The following is a 21,963-nucleotide window of genomic DNA, read 5'->3' as shown; positions in this document are numbered from 1 at the left end:
AGAACTCTCCGACCTGAGACAAAAATCAAAAAATGATGCAGCCAGGAAAAATTTTCCCGATTTCCCAGAGCCGGCCGACTTGCTCAACCAGTTGAAAGCGCGGCGCAAAAAGTCGAGGGCAGACTTGGCTGACATGGAGGCACTGTTGGAGATACTCAGCTACTTAGAAGAGTCGGACTGAGCGAAAGATGAGCGGAAAGTCAAATGTCCAAGAAGGTAATAAATCTGAAACCCGTTACCCGTGAAGAGTTAAAAGCAATCGGGATGACAGGATTTGAACCTGCGACCCCCTCGTCCCGAACGAGGTGCGCTACCAAGCTGCGCTACATCCCGAAATTAGTCACTAGATTTTAAGCTTATCACATTCAAGTAAAAATTTAGCAACCTCGTATATAATTATTTGTAAAACACTACTCAGGCGGAGACAGACGTGACAGTTAAGCCCCAGTGGTTGCGAGTTAAAGCCCCCCAGTGGGAGCGCGTCGGCAACGTCAAAGAAATTTTGCGGGATTTATCCCTGAATACGGTTTGCGAGGAGGCTTCGTGTCCGAACATCGGCGAATGCTTCAACGCAGGTACTGCGACATTTTTGATTATGGGCCCGGCTTGTACCCGCGCCTGTCCTTACTGCGACATCGATTTTGAGAAAAAGCCCCAACCTTTAGATCCCACAGAACCCCAAAGATTGGCCCAAGCAGTGCAGCGGCTCAAACTCAACCACGTCGTGATTACCTCTGTCAACCGGGACGATTTGCCGGATGGGGGCGCGTCTGTGTTTGTCGAGTGCATTCAAGCAGTGCGATCGGCGATGCCCGATACAACTATAGAAGTTTTGATTCCCGACTTGTGCGGCAACTGGCAAGCTTTAGAAATCATTCTCGCAGCCCGGCCAGAGGTACTCAACCACAATACCGAAACCGTAAAGCGACTTTACCGCAAGGTGCGGCCGCAAGGAAAGTACGATCGCACCTTGGAACTATTGCAGCGAAGCCGCCAACTCGCACCTGGGGTTTACACCAAATCCGGCATCATGGTGGGACTCGGAGAAACAGACGCCGAAATTCGGGAGGCGATGCAGGACTTACGGGCTGTGGGCTGCGATATTTTAACAGTTGGACAGTACCTGCAACCGACTCAAAAGCACTTGAACGTCGAAAACTTTGTGCCTCCAGAACAGTTTGATGCTTGGAGAAAGTTTGGCGAATCTTTGGGATTCTTGCAAGTTGTCGCTTCTCCCTTAACTCGCAGTTCCTATCACGCCGAACAGGTGAGGGAACTGATGAAACTTTACCCACGCTAGCAATTGTAATTTGAGTTGACTCGCGCCCGTTAGCGAAGCCCTCGAAGAGGATCGCACCATTCTCAGTAAGATAGGATTGAGCCACTCGCCCACAAAGAAACCGGGTTTTTTAACCGAGATTTAGGGCTTTAATCAAGTATTTTGGTTAAAAACCCGGTTTCGACGCACCCATGCGTCCAGGACTTTAAGACCCGATCGAGTCAACAGCAACGAAAAACCTGCGCTTTCTGTGACGGCATGGTGCAAAAGACCCCGTTTCTGATGCTGGGGTTCTCGGCCTGATGTTAAGCCCGAAGCCGCAGCCCATAGCAAAACAATTATCGGTCGATCGCCCCCTCAAACTCATGACTTACGCAAAAGACATCGAGAAACCCGGTTTTTGCGTCAGCCAATAACTCGGTACTGGGGACTCTAGCAACTCTGAAACCCATATTCTATAATGGATTAAACTTCTGCGCTCACGGCAGCGTATTTAATCAACAGCGCGGAGTTATATAAAGTTTTATTAAAAAAATGGCGAATTTTCCGAAGTGATCGGGAACCAGGTAATCGGTGATGAAGATTAACTTAACTTCTGACTAACGTCACTTGTTTATAGCGAGTCACTATCTATACTAGCTACATAAACAAAGAAGTAAAGCACACTTTTCGGGCCTTCAACCTGTTACATCAGAAAGTTCTTAGCGTTTTCCAGAATCTTGGTAAAACAAGTGGGGCAGCAAAAGTTCGATCTCTCCAACAGCAGAAAAGTCAGGAAAGTTACTAAAGAAACACAAAGCGGTGATGCTTCGTCTTAACCAAGTGGGCATCTTAATTATAAATAACCGCCAAGCGTAGCATCTTTTCACCGGAGCCACTGAGAAAATCACTATGCCAGCCACCTCTTTTTACGCTGAAGCTGAATTCGACGAACAACTGCGAGTCAATCCCTTGCCAGGTGATGTGTTGGATGAAGATGTTGAAGAAGCTGGAGACGAACTGCTCGACCAAGACCCAGCAGAGACAGAAGATGCAGACCCAGCAGCCAAATTGCAAAAAAATGCCAACCGTCGCACTACAGATTTAGTGCGCCTGTACCTCCAAGAAATAGGTCGGGTTCGTCTCTTGGGTAGAGACGAAGAAGTCTCGGAAGCTCAAAAAGTTCAGCGCTATATCAAATTGCTGGAATTACGCAACACCGTCGCCTCCCAGGAAGAAGGGCTAATTGCGCGTTTCGTGCATTTAATTGAAGTGCGCGATCGCTTGTCCGCACAGTTGGGACACAAACCTTCCTTGGAACGCTGGGCATTAACTGCCGGCGTCGGTGACGTGCCAGAACTCAAGCGAATTATGGCCGAAGGCAAGCGCCAGTGGGCCGAGTTAGCCGAGATGACGGTTGAGACGATCGAAAGAGTTCAAGCTGAAGGCGTCGAAGCTAAAGACCACATGATTAAGGCGAACCTGCGCCTGGTGGTTTCGGTGGCGAAAAAATATCAAAATCGCGGTTTAGAACTGCTCGACTTAATACAAGAAGGTACTCTCGGACTGGAGCGAGCTGTAGAAAAGTTTGACCCGACGCGAGGCTATCGGTTTAGCACCTATGCCTACTGGTGGATTCGGCAGGGAATTACGCGGGCGATCGCCACTCAAAGCCGCACCATTCGCCTCCCCGTCCACATCACCGAAAAACTTAACAAAATCAAAAAAGCCCAGCGCAAAATTTCTCAAGAAAAAGGTCGGACAGCTACGATCGAAGACATCGCCGTCGAGTTGGACATGACAGCGCCCCAAGTCCGAGAAGTTTTGCTGCGAGTTCCCCGTTCTGTTTCTTTGGAAACCAAAGTGGGCAACGAAAAAGATACAGAGTTGGGCGACTTGCTCGAAACCGACAGCATCTCCCCAGAAGAAATGCTGATGCGAGAAGCTTTGCACCGCGACTTGCAGCAACTGCTGGCAGATTTGACCAGTCGCGAGCGAGATGTAATTTTGATGCGCTTTGGTTTGGGTGACGGACACCCCTACTCGCTGGCAGAAATCGGTCGTGCCCTCGACTTGTCCCGCGAGCGCGTCCGCCAAATTGAAGCCAAAGCTTTGCAAAAACTCCGCCAACCTAAGCGTCGCAACCGCGTCCGCGACTATCTGGAGTCTCTAACTTAAATTTGGGCGGTCAGTCAGCGCGATTAATCAGGGAGCAAGGCATTCGGCACTTGTGCAGAAGGCATGAGGCATTCGGCAGAAGTAAAAATATTTACTTCTCAACAACTTCTCTGTCCTCTGCAGCAAGTCAATCGATTTTAGATTTTAGATTTTAGATTTTAGATTTTAGAATTGAAGCATTCACCCCACAGATAAATTCGGGGGCTTGTATCCTGGATGATTTCAGTCATAAAGCTGGTTAAAAGTCAAACAATATCAAAAACCAAATTTTTTCCTCAATCTTTTTTCAATAAGCTGCGATATTTGCAAAATATCTCGATCGTTGTGTATTATTGTCAATAGGCAGACTTTCTTGAGAGGGTCACAATGGCACTTTATACCGCGTCCTCATTCAAATCCGAACTCAATGACAAAGGCTGGCGGATGACTCCCCAACGGGAAACCATCTTGCACGTGTTTCAGAACCTCCCCAAAGGCAATCACCTGAGTGCGGAGGATTTGTACACTTTGTTAAAAAATCGCGGCGAAAACATTAGCTTGTCCACCATTTACCGAACTTTAAAGTTAATGGCAAGGATGAGCCTCCTCCGCGAACTCGAACTAGCAGAAGGTCACAAACACTATGAAATAAACCAGCCTTACCCGCATCACCACCACCACCTAGTCTGCGTTCAGTGCAACAGAACGATCGAATTTAACAACGATTCGATTTTGAAAATTGGCATGAAGCAAGCTGAAAAGTCCGGGTTGCACCTGCTAGACTGCCAGCTAACCATTCATACGGTGTGCCACGAAGCTTTGCGGATGGGATGGCCGTCTTTGGTTTCCAGCAATTGGTCTTGTCCGAGGTCGATCGCCCAAAACGGCAGCAGCGCCCCGGATTCAATCGAGTGACGGTACACTATTTTCGCATTTTAAGTACGGCTTGTTACAAGTTTTAACAAAAATCGGTAGCCCAAGTGCGATCGCAGTTACGCGGAAACCGGGTTTCTTAGGAAAAATACATCATTTCAGGAATGAGTCGGAAAGCAGAAACCCGATTTCCTTGATGTAGCCGCAAGGCTGGGGCTAAAAAGTTTGGCTCAACAAATCGTCGCTGCTGACCCCGTAACTGCGCTGAGCTCGATCGAGGGCGTCTCTCGTGGGAGTATCAAAAACTCCGCTGATCGAGCCTGTGTAAAAGCCGAGGTCTTGCAGCCGCCTTTGTAATTGCTGAATGCTCGATCGACGAGAGTTGAAACTGCTGCTAATTGGAACAGCAGGAACAGCTACCCGCCCAGCTAATCCATTTTGGATCGCAGCCCAAGTCGCCGGAGTGGCAATACCCGTCGCCGGTGACAAATTGCGTTCCTGCTGAAACGACAGCACGGCAAACTCGGTTTCGGCTCCAAATACTCCGTTCACCGGGCCGGGGTTTTTGCCCAGACTTCTGAGCGCAGACTGAAGTTGTCGGACAGCAGGCCCAGTATCGCCCCGTCGCAAACCAGCGGCAATTTGCGGCACAGGCGCGGAGGCCTGCCTGTTGCCTTGCCGCAAAGCCGATCGAGTGCTGCGATCGACTCTTCCAGTCCCGAACATCCCGCTATCTCTCTGAAAGCGGATCAAAGCTGCTTGAGTTGGTCGATCGAACCAACCGTGAATCTGGCTCCTGTAATAACCCAATTCTTGCAGCCGCCGCTGGACAAATTCTACTTCTCGGCCTCTGTCGCCCAACTCCAGAAAATCTCCGGCATTACTCTGTTGATCATCTTCCTCAGTCCATGAGGTAATTTGAGCTTGCCTCATCTGGGCATCTATAGCAGTCAAAGTAGCAGTGTCAGCGCAGCCGTCAGAAACGAGATTGTAATCTTGCTGAAAACGAGTCACAGCGTAGAGAGTGCGTTCGCGAAACTTGCCGTCAACGCCGCCTTCAAAATAGCCCAAAGCTTTTAATTGCCGCTGGATCAAGTCTACCGTCGCCCCTCTGTCCCCGAACCGCAGCCCCTTGCAACCGCCATTTCCCGAAATATCCCCCGGAAGAGTAACGGGGGGAATCGGCCGGGTGGAACCAAACAGCAAAGCTAAAGTTTGCCTATCGGCAATTCCAGTCACCCGCAGTCGATTAATTCGCTGGAAGTATCTAACCGCATTTTGAGTAACTTCGCGAAAACTCCCTGTGGGATGGGCGCTGAAGTAGCCTAGCTGCTTCAACCTGCGCTGGAGTGCCGAAACACCTGCACCCGCGTCTCCAAAACGCAGCTCCCGATAATTTGTATAGTATGTTGTCAAAGAGGTATTAAAAGGTCGATCGTCATCCCCGGCAAAACTGTTGAGTGCGATCACAGTAGCTCGATCGGGCCTACCAGTCAGCGACAGTTGATAGTCTCGCTGAAAGTTAGTCAGCGCCTGTTTTGTTACCGGGCCGAGTTGACCTGTCGATGATCTGGGAAAATAACCGAGTTCCCGCAACCTGTCTTGAACAGAGCGCAAATTTGGATATCCCGGATCTATTTGAGCAAAAGCCGAACCGGCTGCACTCAAAACCGACAGCATCAAAGCCAGAGACAGCAAACGGACGTAACTCTGACTCGATAGATTTTGCCACTTGGGCTCATCAAAAATTTTCGACTCGGCGGGTGCTTCGCAAACAAGAGCAAGTTCGAGGTAAGCAAGAGATTCCATAATTTTTTAGTGTGAAATTGTGGGTGGGTTGTGTGAGCAAACTGCCAAAAATCATTTTTAGCACGCTTGGCTTGGATTCTATCAACGCTAAGTTCTACTGGGAAAGCGCGAAGCACCCGTTTTTCTAAAAAATTTACTGTCAAAAATAATTACAGGTAACAACCAAGATAGCATTGCTGCTTCTAGAGACGCGAGACTCAGCAAAAAAGTTTGCAGGCATAGTCTTAGCCTTTAAGGTCAAAAGACAATTAAGTTCTGGGGTAGTGCTGGCTAATATTTTATCTGGCTGCCGCAGAAATTCCCACAAGACTTGGGCGCAGGTTGTCCTCACCTTAATTTGTTGTCGGGTAAAGAGCCTGAAATCGCAGGTTTTTTGTTAAGAAACGCGGCTTCTTCATGTGGCGAGTGCGTCTGGGAAAGTACCGCTGATTAACGAAAAAACTAGCCACTAAAAATCCCCACTTTTGCTAGTTGCAAATAGAACGGGGATTTTTTGATAAGCTCACATCTTGCATCATTCTTAAGAACAGGCAAGATGCCTGTTCCACAAAGAGTGAATTTTCTTGTGGAATAGGCTTCTTGCCTGTTCATAAAAAGCTTATTGAGAATGGTGTAACATCTCGTAAGTTGACTGTGTATTAAAAAATCGACGCTCGCTTAAATTAAGCCGAACCGATCGCAAATTACAGCTACTCCCGCTGCAAAAACAGTAATTGCGAGGGCTACCAGCGGGTTTTGGCCTCTGCTCACGGCAAAAGAGGTAACGACCCCAGCTCCCAAAGCCGCAGTAACAGCAGCAGTCGCCAAATCTCGATCGGGACGTTTGTCGTACATATTTTTTATTGTTGCTAGCTCAATAGCAGAAAACTTACATCTTGTAATCCAAGCTACCACTCTTACCTGTTCAGCGGTGACAACAGCCTGGGTTTTGCAACTAACCTTAAAATTTTGCTAATTTTCTTAACATACTCTCCTGAATTACATAAGTTAAAATTATGTTTTTTCAAGTTTTTATGTTGACTTTGATCTCTTGAAACCTTTTGTCTGCTGGGCTTTTATGTCAAATTCAGGATGTTGCAGGGGCGATCGCACCCGCAGTCTCAGCGCATCAAACTGCAATCTCAAATATCGAAAATAAATTTAACTTGACTTTTTGTGATAAATGTGTATCTCGCTATTGGCAACAATACACAGGAAAAAACCCGGCGTTGGTGAACAATTTTCACACTGCGATTGGTTCGCTGCCCTCACAATGAGATGAGTATATTTTTTGTCTCATTACTATCTAAGTTTTATTCGCCCTCAATTCTTTCAGTATTGCCACCTTTGACCCAACCTTCGCGATTGCCATCCTCAATGCGAATTCGCTGCCACTCTTTGTCGGGCGACTCTTCCAAAACTACGACTCTTTCCTTGTAAGCAACACCGCCAATGCGGTTCGAGTCTCGGCTACCAGTATCGCGGAGAATTAAGCCGATCGGCTGAGTCACCATCGCGCGGTAAGCTCCCGGTTCCAGCGGTTTGGGAGACGGGGCATCGCTAGATGTAGAAACAGGGCTAGCCTGGGCTGTTGACTTCGGCGCCGCGCCCGCAACCTGAGCTGGTGTTTTGTCGTTGGAAAAAACAGGTTTTTCGGGGATAGTAGTTAGCTTAGCGGCAAAGTAAAGTGCAGCAGCCACGCTAGCACCTGCCATCAGGACGATCGCGAGCAGAAAACCCACTAAAAATTTGAAAACGCTATATACAGTGTTCATAAAACCGCAAATGAAGGAAGAGGGAAGAAGGAAGAAGGAAGAAGGAAGAAGGAAGAAGGAAGAGGGAAGAAGGAAGAAGGAAGAAGGAAGAAGGAAGAGGGAAGAGGGGAGAGGGAAGAAGGTTGACTGTTGAGTGTTGAATGCTGAATGTTGAGTAAAATTTGACAACTGGCGACTGACAACTGACTACTGACTTCAAAAGGTTAACCCTGAATCCGGCGGCTCAGACTGCCGTATCTAGAAGCAAGGCGAGCTTTCCCAGCAGCAGCCCAATCTTGGAGAAACTGGATTTGTTCTTGAGCCGTTCTGGCTAAGGGCACCATCTGACTAGCTGATTCTAAAATATCATCAGTGGTAAAGTCTCGATTTTGGCTAAACCCAATGTGCATTGCTTCAATCAAAGTTTGCTCGATTTCGGCCCCTGAAAAATCGGGAGTTTCGTAAGCCAAGCGCTCTACATCGTAATTTTTGATGCTGTGCGATCGCAACCGCAACAAATGTACCTCAAAAATCGCCCGCCGTTCCTCCTGGCTGGGCAAACCCACAAAAAATATTTCGTCAAACCTGCCTTTTCTCAGCATTTCCGGCGGCAAAGACTGGATGTTGTTGGCTGTTGCTACCACAAACACCGGCGAAGTTTTTTCTGCCAACCAAGTAATAAATGTCCCGAACACCCGGCTGGTTGTGCCGGAATCCCCTTTACCGTCTAATCCCGCAAAAGCTTTGTCAATCTCGTCAATCCACAGCACGCAGGGGGCCAAAGCTTCCGCTAGCTGAATCATTTGTCTGGTGCGGGATTCCGATTCTCCGACTAATCCGGCAAACAAGCGCCCGACATCCAAGCGCAGCAAAGGCAAATGCCAGTGGTGGGCGATCGCCTTTGCTGTTAAGGATTTTCCGGTTCCTTGAATTCCGACTAACAACAAACCTCTGGGATGCGGCAAACCGTATTGGCGAGCTCGATCGGTAAAAGCACCGCCACGTCGCAGCAGCCATTCTTTGAGATTGTCCAAACCGCCGATATCGGAAATATTTTCGCGGGCTGGGTAAAAATCCAGAATTTGAGTTTGGCGAATTGTTTGGCGCTTTTCTTCTAAAATCAGTTCCGCGTCGTCGGAATGGAGTTCGCCTCTGGTGGCGATCGCCTTGGCCAAAACTCGACGGATTCGTTCGATCGACAGCCCTTGACAGCAGCGCACTATTTCGTCCAGCAAACGCCCTTCAATGGCTTGTCCGGTAGCCCCTAATAGCCTTTCTACCTCAATTTTGATTTCCGCCGCCGCAGGCAGGGGAAACTCCAAAACAGTCATCACTTCGCTGAGGTCTTCGGGGATCGAAACTATAGGAGATATGATGACAATATTTTTGGGTACTGATTTGAGGAGTCTCGCCAAATTCCGCAGCTTGCGGGAAATCGAGACATCTTCCAAAAACCGCTGAAAGTCGCGCAGAATAAAAATTGCCGGCGCGGTGGCGGGTAATTTTTCTAGAAATTCCAAAGCTTGCAGCGGGTTGCGCTTGCCAAAACCTGTATCGTTGGGATTGCCTTGGTAGCCATCAACAAAATCCCAGATGTAGACGGCGCGAGAACCTTGTTTTTTGGCACTTTGGGCGATCGCGGCTTCTACGCGCTCTTCTTCCCGTGTGGGAATGTAAATTAGGGGGTAGCGCGATCGCAGGAGTAGTTCAAACTCGTCGCTAAAAATAGTCATTAGTCAGTTGTCAGTGGTTAGTTGTTAGTTGTCAGTGGTTATTTCTTATTTCTTATTTCTTATTTCTTATTAGCTAATGCCAACTGCCCACTGCCAACTGCCCACTGCCAACTGACTAAGGCAATTGCCGTTTAAGTGCTTCCAGAGACGCCCAGCGACTGTCTGAGACTGTTTCGGTGCTTTCTGTATTGGCATCATCAGTTAAAGAAATTCCCGGACATTCAATATCGCATATCTGTTTGTGCGGCAGTTCCAAACACATTTGCTCGTACACCCAATCGCCCGGAGAGAAATAGCCACCTGGGGACAAATTTTCCACCAAATCTTCTAAAGCCACTTCTATTTCTGCTGAACTGGAATCTGTTTGATTTGCTGTTTCTTCGAGCCAGATTAGTTCCGATGAGTTGAGTGCCAAACGATGATTGTATTGTTTCAAGCATCTGTGGCAGGTGAGAGTAACTATTGTTTCTGCTTTCGCCTTCACCTCAAGATAATTCCCTTGGTGAGTCACTTGCAGTCGTCCTCGCACCGGAGTAAGAGTTTCTAAATCGGGGATAAATTCTTCAAAATCAATGACCTCTTTCCGCTCACTTTTTGTGAGGAGATGAGGGATATAAATTGTCTCCATAATCTTTTGCCTTCCTACTTCTTGAATTCAAAGGTCAAAAGGAATAGTTAATTTTTAACTTCTTCCTTCTTCCTTCTTCCTTCTTCCTTCTTTAGCGTCAGCGCAGCCGCACTACCAAACGCCGATCGGGTTCTTGTCCTTGACTGTAAGTTTCTATATCCTCACATTCGCTCAAAAAGCTGTGGACTTGACGGCGTTCTGCCGAAGACAGCGATTTTATTTCAACTTCAACTCCCGTCGATCGGGCTTGATCTGCTGCGTACTCTGCCATCGATCGCAATTCTTCTTGGCGGCGGATGCGATAGCCATTTAGTTCAACTGTATAAGGAATTGACTCCTCTACTTCCTGACCTATATTCTGAACCGTGTTACAGAGGTACTGAATGGCATCTATTACATTACCGTTTGGCCCGACTAAGATTGCAACTTGTTCGGGAGTCAGATTGCTTTCATCTATTGTCATCCAATAGCAATCTTTTTGTTGTTCGCATACCACTTTTGAAGGAATTGCGGACAGTTGTAGCAATTCTTCTAACCATGCCTGTCCGCGCTGCATTTGAGAGTCTTTCATTGTTGTTAAAATCAAGCCTTTTTCTTAGAACGCTTGGGCTCAAAGGGAAGTGCATCTAATCCTTGTTCTTTTTGGGTTTTCGCCTCTGCTTCGTCCACTATTTTTTGGAGGTTTTCGGGCAGCGGTTCTCGCGACAAAATAAACGATTGAACTGTTTGGAAGATGTTAGCAATCAGCATATACATCAACACGCCGGCGGGCAGCGGGAAGAACAAAAACATCCCTGAAAATATGACTGGCGTCAGTTTGTTAACTGTAGCCTGTTGGGGGTTGTCGTTTGGCCCTTGTGCTTGTCCTGAAAGGGTTTGGTTGATGTACAAACTGATGCCGAAGCCCAGGATCATCACCAAAATATCCCAGTGGAGTGTACCGTCTGAGTCGATCGCGCCAACGCGGCCTAGAGCTTCAATAAACAGGAATCCTTTGTTACTAGCCAATCCGGGGATTGTGCCTTGAACTGTGGCTTCACCGGGCGCTAAGGCTGTGATGTTGCCCTGTTCATCTACCTTGACCACTTCTTCGCCTTTGATGACTTTCCAGCCGGGTTCAAAGTCGATTTCGCTCTTATTTTCTGCAGCTAAAACTTTTAGAGGTTTGCCCTCTGGGGTTTGAAAATTTATCTTTGTTGTGTCGCCGACTGCGATTTTGTCGCCCCCTGGAATTACCCCCACAACTGGAGCATGAAAAGTACCTGTGACGTAAATATTTTGGGGCGGTGTAGCAAAAGCTTGCGGTTGAACAGTTTCGATTTGTTCTTTGGGCAAAACTTGAACGTTAACGCTGTAATTTATGTCAGAAAACGGCGAACCCCTGAGCGTTGCAAACAGTGCAAACAGCACTGGCATTTGCAGCACTAAGGGGAAGCATCCTGCTAGAGGATTACCAAATTCTTTGTATACTTTGCTCATTTCCTCCTGCTGTTTGGCAGGATTGTCTTTATAGAGTTTTTGAATTTGATCTACTCGCTCTTTCATCAATGGCTGCGCTACTTTCATGCGCCGCATATTGCGAAGAGAGCCTGCGTTGAGAGGATAAAGAGCAAAGCGAATCACGAGCGTCAGAGCTACGATCGCTAAACCGTAGCTTGGCACGATCCCGTAGAAAAAATCTAGGATCGGAAGCATGAGGTTGTTGGAGAGAAACGAGATACCGAAATCCATTCGCTTTGAGTTAATTTAGGTGCTCTATGTTTGCTGTTGAGAACTATTTTTACCCGCTGAAGGCGAGCCGCCTCAATTTTTAGGGTTTTGTCTCTATCTTAGGACATTGCCCGTCGATCGACCGCCCGGTCTGCGGGTTTGTTTTAATGAGTTTGCCAATACTCGCACTGAATTGGGCCTCTAATCAGGGTGAAAGCGGTTCGGTTATTTAGCTTGGGCCGCGTTTGCTTTTTGAGCGGCTGCGGGCAGTTTTTCGTTAATGTAGTCATACATTGCTCGAAATTTCGGCATAGCTCTGAGTTCCAAGCGGCTGCCATTTTTCATGGTGAGCACCATGTCTCCGTAAGTCCCGAAACCGCGAGGTACTGTGACGATTTTGACTATATCTGAGTAGATAACGTCTGTCTGTTCGCCCCCCATCCAACCGCTAGTTACGGACACTCGGCGGCTCGTGATCCGATACCGCAGCCACAGAGCCCGGACAATTGCTCCTACTGCTAGGGGGATTCCCACCACAGTCAGCCCCAGGAGTAAATTGAGGATCAAGTCTCCGGGCGCGGGGCCGCCTTCATAATATACTTCCTCTCGAATTCCCATCTAGTACCTCGGCTTCTACCAACAACTGCTCTAATTCTTGCAGAATTTCTGCATAATTGCACTCTTGTGCGATCGGACGCACGACAATTACTAAATCCCACCCGAATTTTAATCGGGGCAATAGCTGTCGCAAAGCTGCCCGAATCTGACGCTTAATCCGGTTGCGGACTACAGCGCGTTTGCTGACTTTCAGGCTGATGGAAATGCCTGTGCGAGTTGGCTGCAAGGATTTTTCGGCTGTCGGTTTCGCAAAGTCGGCGCTTTTTGGTTTACGCAGAGCTTTTAAGCTGAAATGGGCCGAGTTACGGCGCATTCCCTTGCGGTATACGGCGCTGAAGTCTTTTCGGTGCTTAAGTCGGTTTGTATCGGGCAACATGGCGTAGGGCGATCGTTGAGGCCTCTCAACCTTGATGCAGTGCTAGACTGCGAGGCGGTGGCGACCTTTGCTGCGGCGAGCTTTGATTACCAATCGACCGGTTGCGGTACGCATTCTGGCGCGAAAACCGGATGTTCTTTTTCTTTTGCGGCTGGTTCCGTGCAGGGTTTGCTGTGTCATTTTGATTTCTCCCGGCTTGTTACTTTACTTTTGATTAATATTCACAATCTTCTAGTATACCATAGAAGGGTTTTCTTGGCAATTATATTTTTCACGGTTGAGATGTAATCAGAGTAAGAGTGCAGTTGCGATCGCAGCCTTGAATGATTGGTAAAGGCTAAAATCCCGCAGGCTTTAAGTGCGGTGGCCTTCTGAACCGCTGACATCTATTGAAAGCCTTGCGAAAAGAATTAATTGGATGTTTGAAAAACAATGGGTTAAAATGCCAAATATAACCAACCAGAAAAAACAGATGAATGCCACAGTATTAACCCCTACTCCGAATCCTTTAACCCAATTAACTTATCAAGTTCTAATTGAAAAGCACGATGAAGACCTCTACAGCGCAATAGTTTGGGAATTGCCAGAGTGCAGAAGCTCAGGATCTACTAAAGAAGAAGCTTTAAAAATTTTGCACCGATTGTTGACCGAGCGTCTAAAAAAAGTCGAAATAGTCTCTCTGACAGTAGACATTCCCCAAGCGGAAAATCCTCTGATGAAGTGGGCAGGAGCATTTAAAAACGATCCGCACTTTGATGAGATGTTAGAAGATATTGCAGAACTGCGCCGCGACAGGAATGCACAAATGGCAGAATATTACGATCGACTCGATGAGGCAGAAGCCACCAATAAAATTGAGGTGTAGGAAACAGCTAAGTGACTTTGTGGATATTTGATACAGACCATGCCACACTTTTTGGGCAGGGGAATCCACAAATAGTGCAGCGTGTCAGGGCAGTTAATCCAAAAGATATTGCCATTACGATCGTTACATTTGAAGAGCAAATGTATGGATGACTTAACCGTATCAGACGAGCGACATCAGGGGAGGAAATAATATCAGCTTATGCAAGTCTGCGAAAAACCATCAACTATCTGACCGAATTTGAATTGCTTGACTTCGATCGAGATGCTGAAAATTATTATAGGGAATTTTTGCGGCAAAACATCCGCGTTGGCACGCAAGATTTACGGATTGCCGCGATCGCACTTGCAAAAAGCGGTATTCTACTTACCCGGAATCGTCGAGATTTTGAAAGAATCCCTGGATTGAGGTTTGAAGACTGGTCAGTGCAATGATTGGAATGTGCGATCGAGCATGATGTAGTTGTTGAAAAAAGTTCGATCGGCCGCCAGCGCAAAAGAGAGAAAATAGAACAACAGCACGACACCGATAGCACGGATACACGGATGATATTGCAAGGGCGATCGATCGCCCTTAACCGAAAACATCAGATCGCCGCAGCTAAGGCGCAGTCATTCGATTTTAGATTTTAGATTTTAGATTTTGGATTGACCCCACGGATAAATTCGGGGGCTTGAGGATTTTAGATTTTAGATTTTGGATTGATTCCACGGATAAATCCGGGGGCTTGTACCATCAAGAAATTCTTGGTCAGCATGATCGTCCGGGTGACTAAATGTTCGCCAAACCTATTTACAATTCTTAAGTGTTTCTAAAATAAGAAGAGTAAAGTTACGATCGCACGTTATCCTACTCCCAGGAAATCAGCACACCAAGTTAGAGGATACCGACGATAATTTGTTCTATTCCTATAAGTTAGTCTCTCAAGGAGTGATGAATGTGATGTGCGAAGAGCAAAGAAAAAAATTGCATCAAATCCTTCAGCAATTAAGCGAAGCCAGATCCGAGGTGTTGGAAGCCTACGAAACAACAATGATGAGTGATGCCAAATGGGCAGTGTCTAGCCTGCGTGATGATTTAAAAAAAGATCAGTCGATCGATCCGTCTATAAAGAGCAAGCTCATGCCTTATTTTGAAGCAGCTTGGTCAGCTATTGTTAGTCCTGCATCAACGGATAGACGAGCCGGAATCTGTGGTGACAAGCTGGCTGAAGCAGAGTCCTGCATAAGAGAAATACTGAGTAGACTCTGAAGGGGATGATTTAAAATTGGAGTAGGCGAGTGCCGGAAGTCCATCCTGCGGAATCTGTTTACATTTCTTAATTATTAGTAAAATAAGAAGAGTAAAGTTACGATCGCACATCGCACGTTATGCCACTCCAAGGAAATCAGCGCACCAAGTTAGATGACACCGACGACAATTTGTTCTACTCCTATCCTCGGTTTGTAACGCACGTAGACGATGGATTCATTCAGCAACTAACCGATTTGTATCGGGAACGGCTGAAACCGAATACTCGGATTTTTGATATGATGAGCAGTTGGGTTTCTCACTTGCCCGACGAGATGCAATTTGCCCATGTTGAAGGGCACGGCATGAATGAAGAAGAGTTGGCAAAAAATCGCAGACTGAATCATTATTTCGTGCAGAATTTGAACGCAAATCCCAAATTGCCACTGCCGGATGCAGAGTTTGACGCGGTTGTCAACTGCGTTTCGGTACAGTATTTGCAGCAGCCAGATGCGGTTTTTGCCGAAATTCACCGGATATTGAAGCCTGGTGGAGTAGCAATTTTTAGCTTTTCTAACCGGATGTTTTATCAAAAGGCGATCGCGGCTTGGCGGGAAGGTTCCGAGGGCGATCGGGTAGAATTAGTCAAGGGTTACTTTGATTCTGTCAAAGGAGCAAATATACCTGGATTTAGTAAGCCGGAAGTAATTGTTCGCAAGCCTAACTTGCCGAGTTTTATGCAAATGCTGCGAATACCAAGCGGCGATCCATTTTATGCGGTAGTTGCTTACCGCCAAAGTTAGGATTTTTTGGCTGTAAGGACTTTAGGACTTTAGGTGAAGATTGAAAGCACTAAAGTCCTTACTACAAACCGATCCAAAGCTACGCTCTTTAGGTTAGGATATATTTAATATGTGCTCCTAAAATATGGAAAACGAACTTTTGCAGCGCATCACACTCGATCCAAATATCTGTCACGGAAAACCCTGTATTCGCGGTCTCCGATATCCAGTAGAGTTAATTCTTGAATTACTCAGTTCTCGTATGAATGCTAAAGAAATTGTAGATGACTATGACGATTTAGAACATGAGGATATTCTAGCTGCTTTGCTATTTGCCGCGCGGCTGACTCAAGTGAAAAGCATATACTGAGTATTGTAGTTCATCAGTAATCATAAAGTAGGGTAACACCTTGATATGAAACCATACCAGCAAATAGCGATCGACGAATGTGGCGAACCTTTAGTCCCTATTCCAACAGAACATTTTGTCTTTGAAATGCCGCACCCTTATCAAAAGTTGGGTGCTCCCTATCACAATAGCAAAGCAGATTCGCCTTACTATTTGCGGCAAGGAGTTGTAGATAGTTTAATCGCCGCTCAAACCCAGCTACAGCAAAATTATCAAAATTGGAAAATTCTGATATTTGATGCTTATCGACCGGTGGAAGTCCAGCAATTTATGGTAGATTATACTTTTAATCAAATTGCCCTAGCTCAAGGCTGTGAATTTCCGGTTTCCGAAGACAAACGCCAAGTGATTATAGAACACGTATATCAATTTTGGGCACTACCCAGCCTCGATCGCGCAACGCCGCCCCCTCACAGTACAGGTGCAGCTTTAGATATAACTTTAGTGGATGAAAACAATCGGCAAATTGATATGGGTTCTCCGATTGATGAAATATCAGAACGTTCTTATCCAGATTATTTCTGTAATAGTAAGGAGCCGAAAAAACAGGAATATCACCGTCGCAGGAAAATATTAAAAGATGCGATGATAGCTGCGGGTTTTCAGCAGCATCCTAACGAATGGTGGCATTTTTGTCTGGGCGATCAGATGTGGGCTTGGTTGACAAATCAAAACAATAGTGGTAGTCAATTGATGGCCCGATACGGTCGCTATTAAAAGGGTACGCAATTAAATCTGAACTGGCGCACTCGCGACCTTGAGAAACCGGGTTTGTTGACAAAAAACCTCAACTTTTAGCTGCTTCCTGCCGCAAGAAACCCGGTTTTTGACACTCTATGCGTCCTGGACTATAAAAGTTTGAGCAAAATAAATCATTTGTATCAGAAGACACGGCAACTATTGCCAGCGGGGTAGCGGTGGTTTAAAATCAACGAGAGCGAACAAGTGCAGGCAAATCAAGCAAGCACTGCAAACCCTAAAGGATAACTCAGAGTTCACCCAGTCACCAACCCCAGCCTAAAGGCATGGGGCAAAGAAGAGAAAGGCTCACCACCTTTTAAATCTGAGACTAAAACAGTGTCTAGCTTGCGGGTCAAGAACCCAAACTGAACTATCTGGTGGTGGTACACCGAACGACGTTACTGGATGCTTCCCTAGTCTGTAACCTCTCGAATAGTCAGTAGCGAAGGGAGATATACACACGGGCTTACCGCCACTTGCTATGCGTACAGGACAAACAGTGTCAGCCGGCAATTGTCCCGACGAAAGTACAGCACAAAAGTACACGGCATTTAGTAGTTCCAAGGCGGTAGCAAGCTTAACGGGGGACTAATCCTCCCCCCCCATTCAATTGTAAAGCCGTCCTAAAAGGACGGGGTTTCTACCCATTTTTCTGATGAAAGCACTCATCCTCTCTGGCGGCAAAGGAACACGCTTGCGTCCCCTCACCTATACGGGTGCTAAGCAGTTGGTTCCTGTAGCAAATAAGCCGATCCTGTGGTACGGAATTGAAGGAATTGTGGCGGCTGGGATTACGGATATTGGGATTATTATTAGTCCCGAAACCGGGGAAGAGGTGAAGACGAAAACAGGAGATGGATCTCGCTTCGGTGCGAAAATTACTTATATCTTGCAAGCAGAGCCGGCAGGGCTCGCTCACGCGGTAAAAGTTGCCAGACCGTTTTTGGGCGATTCTCCATTTATTATGTATTTGGGAGATAACTTAATTCAGAATCAGTTAGATCCGTTTTTAGAGATTTTTAACACGCAGAAACTAGACGCTCTGATTATGCTGCGTCCCGTTTCCAATCCCTCTGCTTTCGGTGTGGCAAAAGTTGATGAGAAAGGCCGAGTTTTGCAGTTAGTAGAAAAGCCCAAGGTTCCGCCGTCCAATTTAGCACTGGTGGGGATTTACTTTTTTGCTCCTACTATCCACGAGGCGATCGATCAAATTCAACCTTCGCCCCGGGGTGAACTCGAAATTACCGATGCCATTCAACAGCTCATCAATCAGGAAAAACACGTAGAAGCCTGCAATTTAGAGGGTTGGTGGCTGGATACGGGGAAAAAAGACGATTTGCTGAGTGCAAACCAAATCATTTTAGATAGCTGTATCGTAGCTTCAACTGAATTAAAAGTAGATGCGAAAAGTCAAATTATCGGGCGAGTGCAAATAGGAGAAGGAACGGAAATCATTAATTCTACAGTTCGCGGGCCAGTGGTAATTGGGGAAAATTGCCGCATTGAAAATTGCTTTATCGGGCCTTACAGCAGTATTGCCGATCGCGTGACGATGATTGATGCTGATATCGAACACAGTGTAATATTGCAAGGGGCGAAAATAGTTGGCATTCACCAGCGAATTGTTGACAGCGTGATCGGGCAGCGAGCTCAACTCACCAATGCACCGGCTCGTCCAAAAGCTCTGCGGTTTATGATTGGTGATGACAGTCAAATTGAGTTATAGCAATCCTTGCAGGAGTCGTAAACTTTTTACCCCACCCCAACCCTCCCCGCGGGTTCGGGGAGGGAGTAAGAAATTCACAAATGATTTAGGATTGCTATAGCTTAAATTGAGATATTGCCAATATCGGAAGCAATAATCCTGATTTAACAAGAGAGGAATTTTTTTGTGGGGAGTAGGGGTTGGGCATCCTGCCCGCCCTTGAACAGGCTTTCCGGCCTGTTCCACAATTAGTTACAATGATGGAAACAGCAAAGATTCCTGTTCCATAATAAGTCATAGTAAGTTATCTAAAGGAGAGGAAAGTTTGGAGTACGAAGAAATACCAACTCAACAGATAATACATAAATTGCGGCAAACTTTGGAGCCGCGAATTGGTATTGCTGAGCTGTCGCTGTTGGGAACAGAAAATAGTGCGATCGCCCAAAATGAAGATGACGAAGATATCGCCCTTTTAAAAGCAGGTTTCGACATTTATAATATCCCCATTACCTCTTACCAAAGGCGACTCGGTTCCGCAGTCATCGTCGTTAGGAAAATAGTCCGAAAATTGCTCAGACCGGTACTCGAACGACAAGTAATTTACAATTTTGCTAATACGCGGGTCGTGCATACATTAAGCACACAATTGCAAAAATTGCAAGAAAATCAACAAACTATCTTTGAAAAAATTGAATCGGAATTCAGCAGCGAATATCCCGAAGTTACAGCACAGCTTGAGACTCAACAAAGAGCGATCGCAACTTTTCAGTCTGAAATAGAGCAAATTAAAGCAGTGCAGCAGCAACATACTGCTATTTTAGAGAAGATTACCGCTCAATTGCTCGATCGACAAAAATAAAGCATCAAAGATGACCCAAAATAATTTGGTCACAAGGCCCCAGATTTATTCGCGAGAGCAATGCTTCAATGCTTCAATGCTTCAATCAAAAATCGAAAATTATTCAATTCCTCAATCTAAAATCCTAAATCCTTCAAATTTTCAATGATTCAATCCCAAATCGAAAGTTCTTCAATCCTTCAATCCTTCAATTCCTCAATCTAAAATCTAAAATCTAAAATCTAAAATCGAATGACTGCACTGCCCATATGCTCGTTAATTATAGTCAACTATAACGGTCTGCGCCACACGAAAGATTGCTTAAAATCTCTACAAAAACTTGCGTATCCCGAATCGCAACTCGATTTAATTGTAATTGATAATTGTTCTCAAGACGATTCCGTTAATTTCCTGGGCGAACTATTTCCCAAAGTTCGGATTTTTGTCAATACTGCCAACAACTTTGCGAAAGCCCTCAACCTCGGCATCAGCGAAGCAAAAGGGCAATATATCGGGTTTCTAAATAACGATGCTACCCTTGACAGTCGCTGGTTAGAGATTCTTGTAAAACGGCTAGAAACTAATAAAGAAGTAGGTGCGACTAGCGGCAAATTGTTGTTTAAAGACGGGCGAATTAACAGCGCTGGTATTCAGCAATTACCTAACTTTTATTGGCAAGATGTCGGCTTTGGCGAAAAAGATTCGGGACAGTACGATACAGAACGGGAAGTCGAAGGGCTTTGTTGGGCGGCGGTGCTTTTCCGCAGGAAATGTCTGGAAGATGTGGGGCCTATAGATGAAGATTTTGTGATGTATTTTGAGGATGTAGAGTTTGCAAAACGCTGCCACAAACGCGGTTGGAAAATGCTTTATACTCCCGCCGCCATCGCCCATCACGAATATCGGGGTTCGAGTAAAGGCAGCAAACTTACCGAGTATTTCTGCAACCGCAATCGGTTTTTGTATTTGGCAAAACATGAACCGTTGCAATTAGTCAAAGGAATTCATACTTCTGATTTTTTTACTAACAAGCAGTACGATTTGCTGTTCGAGAGTTTATTTGTCGCGATTAAAAAACTGCTTGATTATCAGAAACCAGAAATCATCGAAACTGTATTACCACAGTTGTCGGAAAAGTTGGCGGTGATTTACAGTCGCCTGAAGATCGATCGCATTTTATCTCGATTGCAGGTGGTTCGGGGCGATCGCAAAATGTCGATCGCCATTTACGATCACGGACTGCATTTTATCGGCGGCGGTCAAAAATACGTCGCTACCCTCGCCTCGCTGCTGCAAAATGAATTTGACATTACTTTTATCGCCAACAAACCAGTTGCTGTTTCCGACTTAGAATCGTGGTACGGACTCAACCTTTCAGGATGCAAAATTAAAATTATGCCCTTGGCGTTTTACGATAAACGCGGAATGCAGTGCATCGATTCCAGCATCATCGTGGAAGATATGGAAAATCCCTTTGATGAAATTGCCAGAGAAAGCAAAAACTACGATATTTTTATCAATGCGAACCAACTGGAAAAAGTAAAACCACTGTCGCCGATCTCAGTATTTTTCTGCCACTTTCCCAATACCTTCCGCAACCGTCACTTTGCTGTCGATGATTACACTTTCATTATTGTCAACAGTCAATTTACCGTCAAGTGGTTGGAAAAACGCTGGAACCTACAGCCAACTTTTCTGCTTTATCCGCCCGTGGAAATGGCAACAGTTAAAGTGCCGAAAGAAAAAATAATTTTGGCTGTGGGACAGTTTGAAGCTGGGGGAACAAAAAAGCAAATTGAACTAATTAAAGCTTTCCGCAGTTTGCTAGCGGATTATCCCGAAGATTTTCAAGGATGGCGACTAATTTTAGTTGGTAGCAGCATTCCGAAAAATCCTTATTTAAAGACTGTTCAGAATTTATTGAAGCAAGATTCAAGGGCGATCGAGCTAAAAGTCAATGCTGACTTTGATGAGGTAAAATCACTTTATGCTAGAGCAAGTATATTTTGGCACGGCTGCGGTTTGGGTGAAGTCAATCCTCAAAGATTTGAGCATTTCGGGATGGCGACTGTGGAAGCAATGCACAACTATTGTGCTCCGATTGTTTTCAACGGTGGCGGCCAACCGGAAATTGTCGAACATGGGCGATCGGGCTTTTTGTTCAATACCGTTGAGGAACTGTGCCAGCATTCACATCAACTAATTGTTAATCCTGATTTGCTAGCAGAACTTCAAGCTGGTGCACAGCAACGCAGTCAGAACTTTAGACTTGCACATTTTGAGAAAAAAGTCAATAGTTTTTTTGATGTTATTCACCAAGAGTATGCTACAATTCGGCTGCCAAATCCTGCCGATATAGCTCAAATGCTCGATCGAACTTAAAGGCTAATTACACAGTCCACCAGGGGTTAAAACCCCTGGCTCAAAGCTAAAGTCCTCCTAAGAAACTCAATCTAACTGTGGAGTTTTAGCAACTAGCTCAAACCCAAAAGACTCAG

At 45.9% G+C, this 21,963-nt stretch carries 23 protein-coding genes, 1 tRNA gene and 2 pseudogenes; 15 read left to right on the top strand and 11 right to left on the bottom strand.

Going from position 1 to position 21,963, the window contains the following annotated elements; all coding sequences use genetic code 11:
* Window positions 1-181: pseudogene (locus QUB20_RS24085) on the top strand (flagellar alpha dynein); the annotation flags it as partial.
* 78 nt (window positions 182-259) lie between these two features.
* Here QUB20_RS24085 and QUB20_RS24080 read toward each other — a convergent pair.
* Window positions 260-333: transfer RNA gene (locus tag QUB20_RS24080), tRNA-Pro, on the bottom strand.
* 91 nt (window positions 334-424) lie between these two features.
* Here QUB20_RS24080 and lipA point away from each other — a divergent pair.
* The 3 genes and pseudogenes from lipA to QUB20_RS24065 form a co-directional block, all read left to right on the top strand.
* Window positions 425-1,300: pseudogene (gene lipA / locus QUB20_RS24075) on the top strand (lipoyl synthase); the annotation flags it as partial.
* Between the two features lie 870 nt (window positions 1,301-2,170).
* Window positions 2,171-3,436 carry an RNA polymerase sigma factor SigC gene (gene sigC, locus QUB20_RS24070; protein ID WP_333231458.1) on the top strand — a complete coding sequence of 422 codons (1,266 nt, stop codon included), beginning with the start codon at window positions 2,171-2,173 and terminating at the stop codon, window positions 3,434-3,436.
* 366 nt (window positions 3,437-3,802) lie between these two features.
* Window positions 3,803-4,330: a transcriptional repressor gene (locus QUB20_RS24065; RefSeq protein ID WP_006632310.1), complete on the top strand. Its 528-nt coding sequence runs from the start codon at window positions 3,803-3,805 to the stop codon at window positions 4,328-4,330.
* Window positions 4,331-4,504: 174 nt separating this feature from the next.
* Here the strand turns inward: QUB20_RS24065 and QUB20_RS24060 are convergent, their stop codons facing one another.
* The 3 genes from QUB20_RS24060 to QUB20_RS24050 form a co-directional block, all read right to left on the bottom strand.
* Window positions 4,505-6,097, bottom strand: a complete 1,593-nt coding sequence (locus QUB20_RS24060; protein WP_333250005.1) for a peptidoglycan-binding protein — start codon at window positions 6,095-6,097, stop codon at window positions 4,505-4,507.
* Window positions 6,098-6,754: 657 nt separating this feature from the next.
* Window positions 6,755-6,931, bottom strand: coding sequence for a hypothetical protein (locus QUB20_RS24055; RefSeq protein WP_293253839.1), 177 nt, complete (start codon window positions 6,929-6,931; stop codon window positions 6,755-6,757).
* Window positions 6,932-7,389: 458 nt separating this feature from the next.
* Window positions 7,390-7,851 carry an SH3 domain-containing protein gene (locus QUB20_RS24050; protein ID WP_333057961.1) on the bottom strand — a complete coding sequence of 154 codons (462 nt, stop codon included), beginning with the start codon at window positions 7,849-7,851 and terminating at the stop codon, window positions 7,390-7,392.
* 10 nt (window positions 7,852-7,861) lie between these two features.
* Here QUB20_RS24050 and QUB20_RS24045 point away from each other — a divergent pair, with 10 nt between their 5' ends.
* Window positions 7,862-7,984, top strand: coding sequence for a hypothetical protein (locus tag QUB20_RS24045; protein WP_333250003.1), 123 nt, complete (start codon window positions 7,862-7,864; stop codon window positions 7,982-7,984).
* A gap of 70 nt (window positions 7,985-8,054) precedes the next feature.
* Here QUB20_RS24045 and QUB20_RS24040 read toward each other — a convergent pair whose 3' ends face one another.
* The 7 genes from QUB20_RS24040 to rpmH form a co-directional block, all read right to left on the bottom strand.
* Window positions 8,055-9,563 carry an AAA family ATPase gene (locus tag QUB20_RS24040; RefSeq protein ID WP_333250001.1) on the bottom strand — a complete coding sequence of 503 codons (1,509 nt, stop codon included), beginning with the start codon at window positions 9,561-9,563 and terminating at the stop codon, window positions 8,055-8,057.
* 115 nt (window positions 9,564-9,678) lie between these two features.
* Entirely contained in the window at window positions 9,679-10,191 is a 513-nt protein-coding gene (locus tag QUB20_RS24035; RefSeq protein ID WP_333057959.1) for a YceD family protein, read from the bottom strand.
* A gap of 97 nt (window positions 10,192-10,288) precedes the next feature.
* Window positions 10,289-10,762 (bottom strand): R3H domain-containing nucleic acid-binding protein, encoded by a 474-nt coding sequence (locus QUB20_RS24030; RefSeq protein ID WP_333039170.1) that lies wholly within the window; start codon window positions 10,760-10,762, stop codon window positions 10,289-10,291.
* Window positions 10,763-10,773: 11 nt separating this feature from the next.
* A complete protein-coding gene (gene yidC, locus QUB20_RS24025; protein ID WP_333240900.1) occupies window positions 10,774-11,922 on the bottom strand; it encodes a membrane protein insertase YidC in 1,149 nt (382 codons plus the stop codon).
* A gap of 204 nt (window positions 11,923-12,126) precedes the next feature.
* On the bottom strand, window positions 12,127-12,519 hold the full coding sequence (locus tag QUB20_RS24020; protein ID WP_333057957.1) for a PH domain-containing protein: 393 nt from the start codon (window positions 12,517-12,519) through the stop codon (window positions 12,127-12,129).
* Entirely contained in the window at window positions 12,491-12,895 is a 405-nt protein-coding gene (gene rnpA / locus QUB20_RS24015) for a ribonuclease P protein component (RefSeq protein ID WP_333057956.1), read from the bottom strand. The genes QUB20_RS24020 and rnpA overlap by 29 nt, the downstream gene beginning before the upstream one ends.
* Before the next feature lie 42 nt (window positions 12,896-12,937).
* A complete protein-coding gene (gene rpmH, locus QUB20_RS24010; RefSeq protein WP_006632320.1) occupies window positions 12,938-13,075 on the bottom strand; it encodes a 50S ribosomal protein L34 in 138 nt (45 codons plus the stop codon).
* A gap of 238 nt (window positions 13,076-13,313) precedes the next feature.
* On the opposite strand from rpmH, the gene QUB20_RS24005 reads away from it, so the two are divergent.
* The 10 genes from QUB20_RS24005 to QUB20_RS23960 all read left to right on the top strand — a co-directional run bounded on the left by QUB20_RS24005 (window position 13,314) and on the right by QUB20_RS23960 (window position 21,847).
* Entirely contained in the window at window positions 13,314-13,760 is a 447-nt protein-coding gene (locus tag QUB20_RS24005; RefSeq protein ID WP_333249999.1) for a type II toxin-antitoxin system HicB family antitoxin, read from the top strand.
* Between the two features lie 240 nt (window positions 13,761-14,000).
* Window positions 14,001-14,168, top strand: coding sequence for a hypothetical protein (locus QUB20_RS24000; RefSeq protein ID WP_445299427.1), 168 nt, complete (start codon window positions 14,001-14,003; stop codon window positions 14,166-14,168).
* Between the two features lie 26 nt (window positions 14,169-14,194).
* The gene (locus tag QUB20_RS23995; protein WP_333057953.1) at window positions 14,195-14,392 is read left to right on the top strand and encodes a hypothetical protein; all 198 of its coding nucleotides are present in this window, start codon (window positions 14,195-14,197) and stop codon (window positions 14,390-14,392) included.
* Between the two features lie 307 nt (window positions 14,393-14,699).
* Window positions 14,700-15,011 carry a hypothetical protein gene (locus QUB20_RS23990; RefSeq protein ID WP_333291699.1) on the top strand — a complete coding sequence of 104 codons (312 nt, stop codon included), beginning with the start codon at window positions 14,700-14,702 and terminating at the stop codon, window positions 15,009-15,011.
* A gap of 119 nt (window positions 15,012-15,130) precedes the next feature.
* Complete coding sequence (locus QUB20_RS23985) at window positions 15,131-15,793, top strand: class I SAM-dependent methyltransferase (protein WP_333240915.1); 663 nt, start codon at window positions 15,131-15,133, stop codon at window positions 15,791-15,793.
* A gap of 124 nt (window positions 15,794-15,917) precedes the next feature.
* Window positions 15,918-16,142 (top strand): DUF433 domain-containing protein, encoded by a 225-nt coding sequence (locus tag QUB20_RS23980; RefSeq protein ID WP_333057949.1) that lies wholly within the window; start codon window positions 15,918-15,920, stop codon window positions 16,140-16,142.
* Window positions 16,143-16,187: 45 nt separating this feature from the next.
* Complete coding sequence (locus tag QUB20_RS23975) at window positions 16,188-16,898, top strand: M15 family metallopeptidase (protein WP_333240920.1); 711 nt, start codon at window positions 16,188-16,190, stop codon at window positions 16,896-16,898.
* Window positions 16,899-17,577: 679 nt separating this feature from the next.
* Window positions 17,578-18,648, top strand: a complete 1,071-nt coding sequence (locus QUB20_RS23970; RefSeq protein WP_333240924.1) for a glucose-1-phosphate thymidylyltransferase — start codon at window positions 17,578-17,580, stop codon at window positions 18,646-18,648.
* Between the two features lie 304 nt (window positions 18,649-18,952).
* Complete coding sequence (locus QUB20_RS23965) at window positions 18,953-19,486, top strand: hypothetical protein (protein WP_333240928.1); 534 nt, start codon at window positions 18,953-18,955, stop codon at window positions 19,484-19,486.
* Window positions 19,487-19,717: 231 nt separating this feature from the next.
* The gene (locus tag QUB20_RS23960; protein WP_333249995.1) at window positions 19,718-21,847 is read left to right on the top strand and encodes a glycosyltransferase; all 2,130 of its coding nucleotides are present in this window, start codon (window positions 19,718-19,720) and stop codon (window positions 21,845-21,847) included.
* The last annotated feature ends 116 nt before the right edge of the window (window positions 21,848-21,963 follow it).

This window comes from Microcoleus sp. B4-C2, assembly GCF_036705265.1.
Taxonomy (GTDB): domain Bacteria; phylum Cyanobacteriota; class Cyanobacteriia; order Cyanobacteriales; family Microcoleaceae; genus Microcoleus.
The sequence above is the reverse complement of the archived record's forward strand: the minus strand, read 5'-3'. Positions and strand labels throughout refer to the sequence as shown.

Coding starts and splice junctions, on each gene's coding strand:
- QUB20_RS24050 (WP_333057961.1), bottom strand. CDS start 7,851: ATGAACACTGTATATAGCGTTTTCAAATTTTTAGTGGGTTTTCTGCTC.
- QUB20_RS23970 (WP_333240924.1), top strand. CDS start 17,578: ATGAAAGCACTCATCCTCTCTGGCGGCAAAGGAACACGCTTGCGTCCC.
- QUB20_RS24030 (WP_333039170.1), bottom strand. CDS start 10,762: ATGAAAGACTCTCAAATGCAGCGCGGACAGGCATGGTTAGAAGAATTG.
- rnpA (WP_333057956.1), bottom strand. CDS start 12,895: ATGTTGCCCGATACAAACCGACTTAAGCACCGAAAAGACTTCAGCGCC.
- QUB20_RS23960 (WP_333249995.1), top strand. CDS start 19,718: ATGACTGCACTGCCCATATGCTCGTTAATTATAGTCAACTATAACGGT.
- rpmH (WP_006632320.1), bottom strand. CDS start 13,075: ATGACACAGCAAACCCTGCACGGAACCAGCCGCAAAAGAAAAAGAACA.
- QUB20_RS23980 (WP_333057949.1), top strand. CDS start 15,918: ATGGAAAACGAACTTTTGCAGCGCATCACACTCGATCCAAATATCTGT.
- QUB20_RS23975 (WP_333240920.1), top strand. CDS start 16,188: ATGAAACCATACCAGCAAATAGCGATCGACGAATGTGGCGAACCTTTA.
- QUB20_RS24060 (WP_333250005.1), bottom strand. CDS start 6,097: ATGGAATCTCTTGCTTACCTCGAACTTGCTCTTGTTTGCGAAGCACCC.
- QUB20_RS24045 (WP_333250003.1), top strand. CDS start 7,862: ATGAAGGAAGAGGGAAGAAGGAAGAAGGAAGAAGGAAGAAGGAAGAAG.
- QUB20_RS24040 (WP_333250001.1), bottom strand. CDS start 9,563: ATGACTATTTTTAGCGACGAGTTTGAACTACTCCTGCGATCGCGCTAC.
- sigC (WP_333231458.1), top strand. CDS start 2,171: ATGCCAGCCACCTCTTTTTACGCTGAAGCTGAATTCGACGAACAACTG.
- QUB20_RS24020 (WP_333057957.1), bottom strand. CDS start 12,519: ATGGGAATTCGAGAGGAAGTATATTATGAAGGCGGCCCCGCGCCCGGA.
- QUB20_RS24005 (WP_333249999.1), top strand. CDS start 13,314: ATGTTTGAAAAACAATGGGTTAAAATGCCAAATATAACCAACCAGAAA.
- QUB20_RS24035 (WP_333057959.1), bottom strand. CDS start 10,191: ATGGAGACAATTTATATCCCTCATCTCCTCACAAAAAGTGAGCGGAAA.
- QUB20_RS24065 (WP_006632310.1), top strand. CDS start 3,803: ATGGCACTTTATACCGCGTCCTCATTCAAATCCGAACTCAATGACAAA.
- QUB20_RS24055 (WP_293253839.1), bottom strand. CDS start 6,931: ATGTACGACAAACGTCCCGATCGAGATTTGGCGACTGCTGCTGTTACT.
- yidC (WP_333240900.1), bottom strand. CDS start 11,922: ATGGATTTCGGTATCTCGTTTCTCTCCAACAACCTCATGCTTCCGATC.
- QUB20_RS23985 (WP_333240915.1), top strand. CDS start 15,131: ATGCCACTCCAAGGAAATCAGCGCACCAAGTTAGATGACACCGACGAC.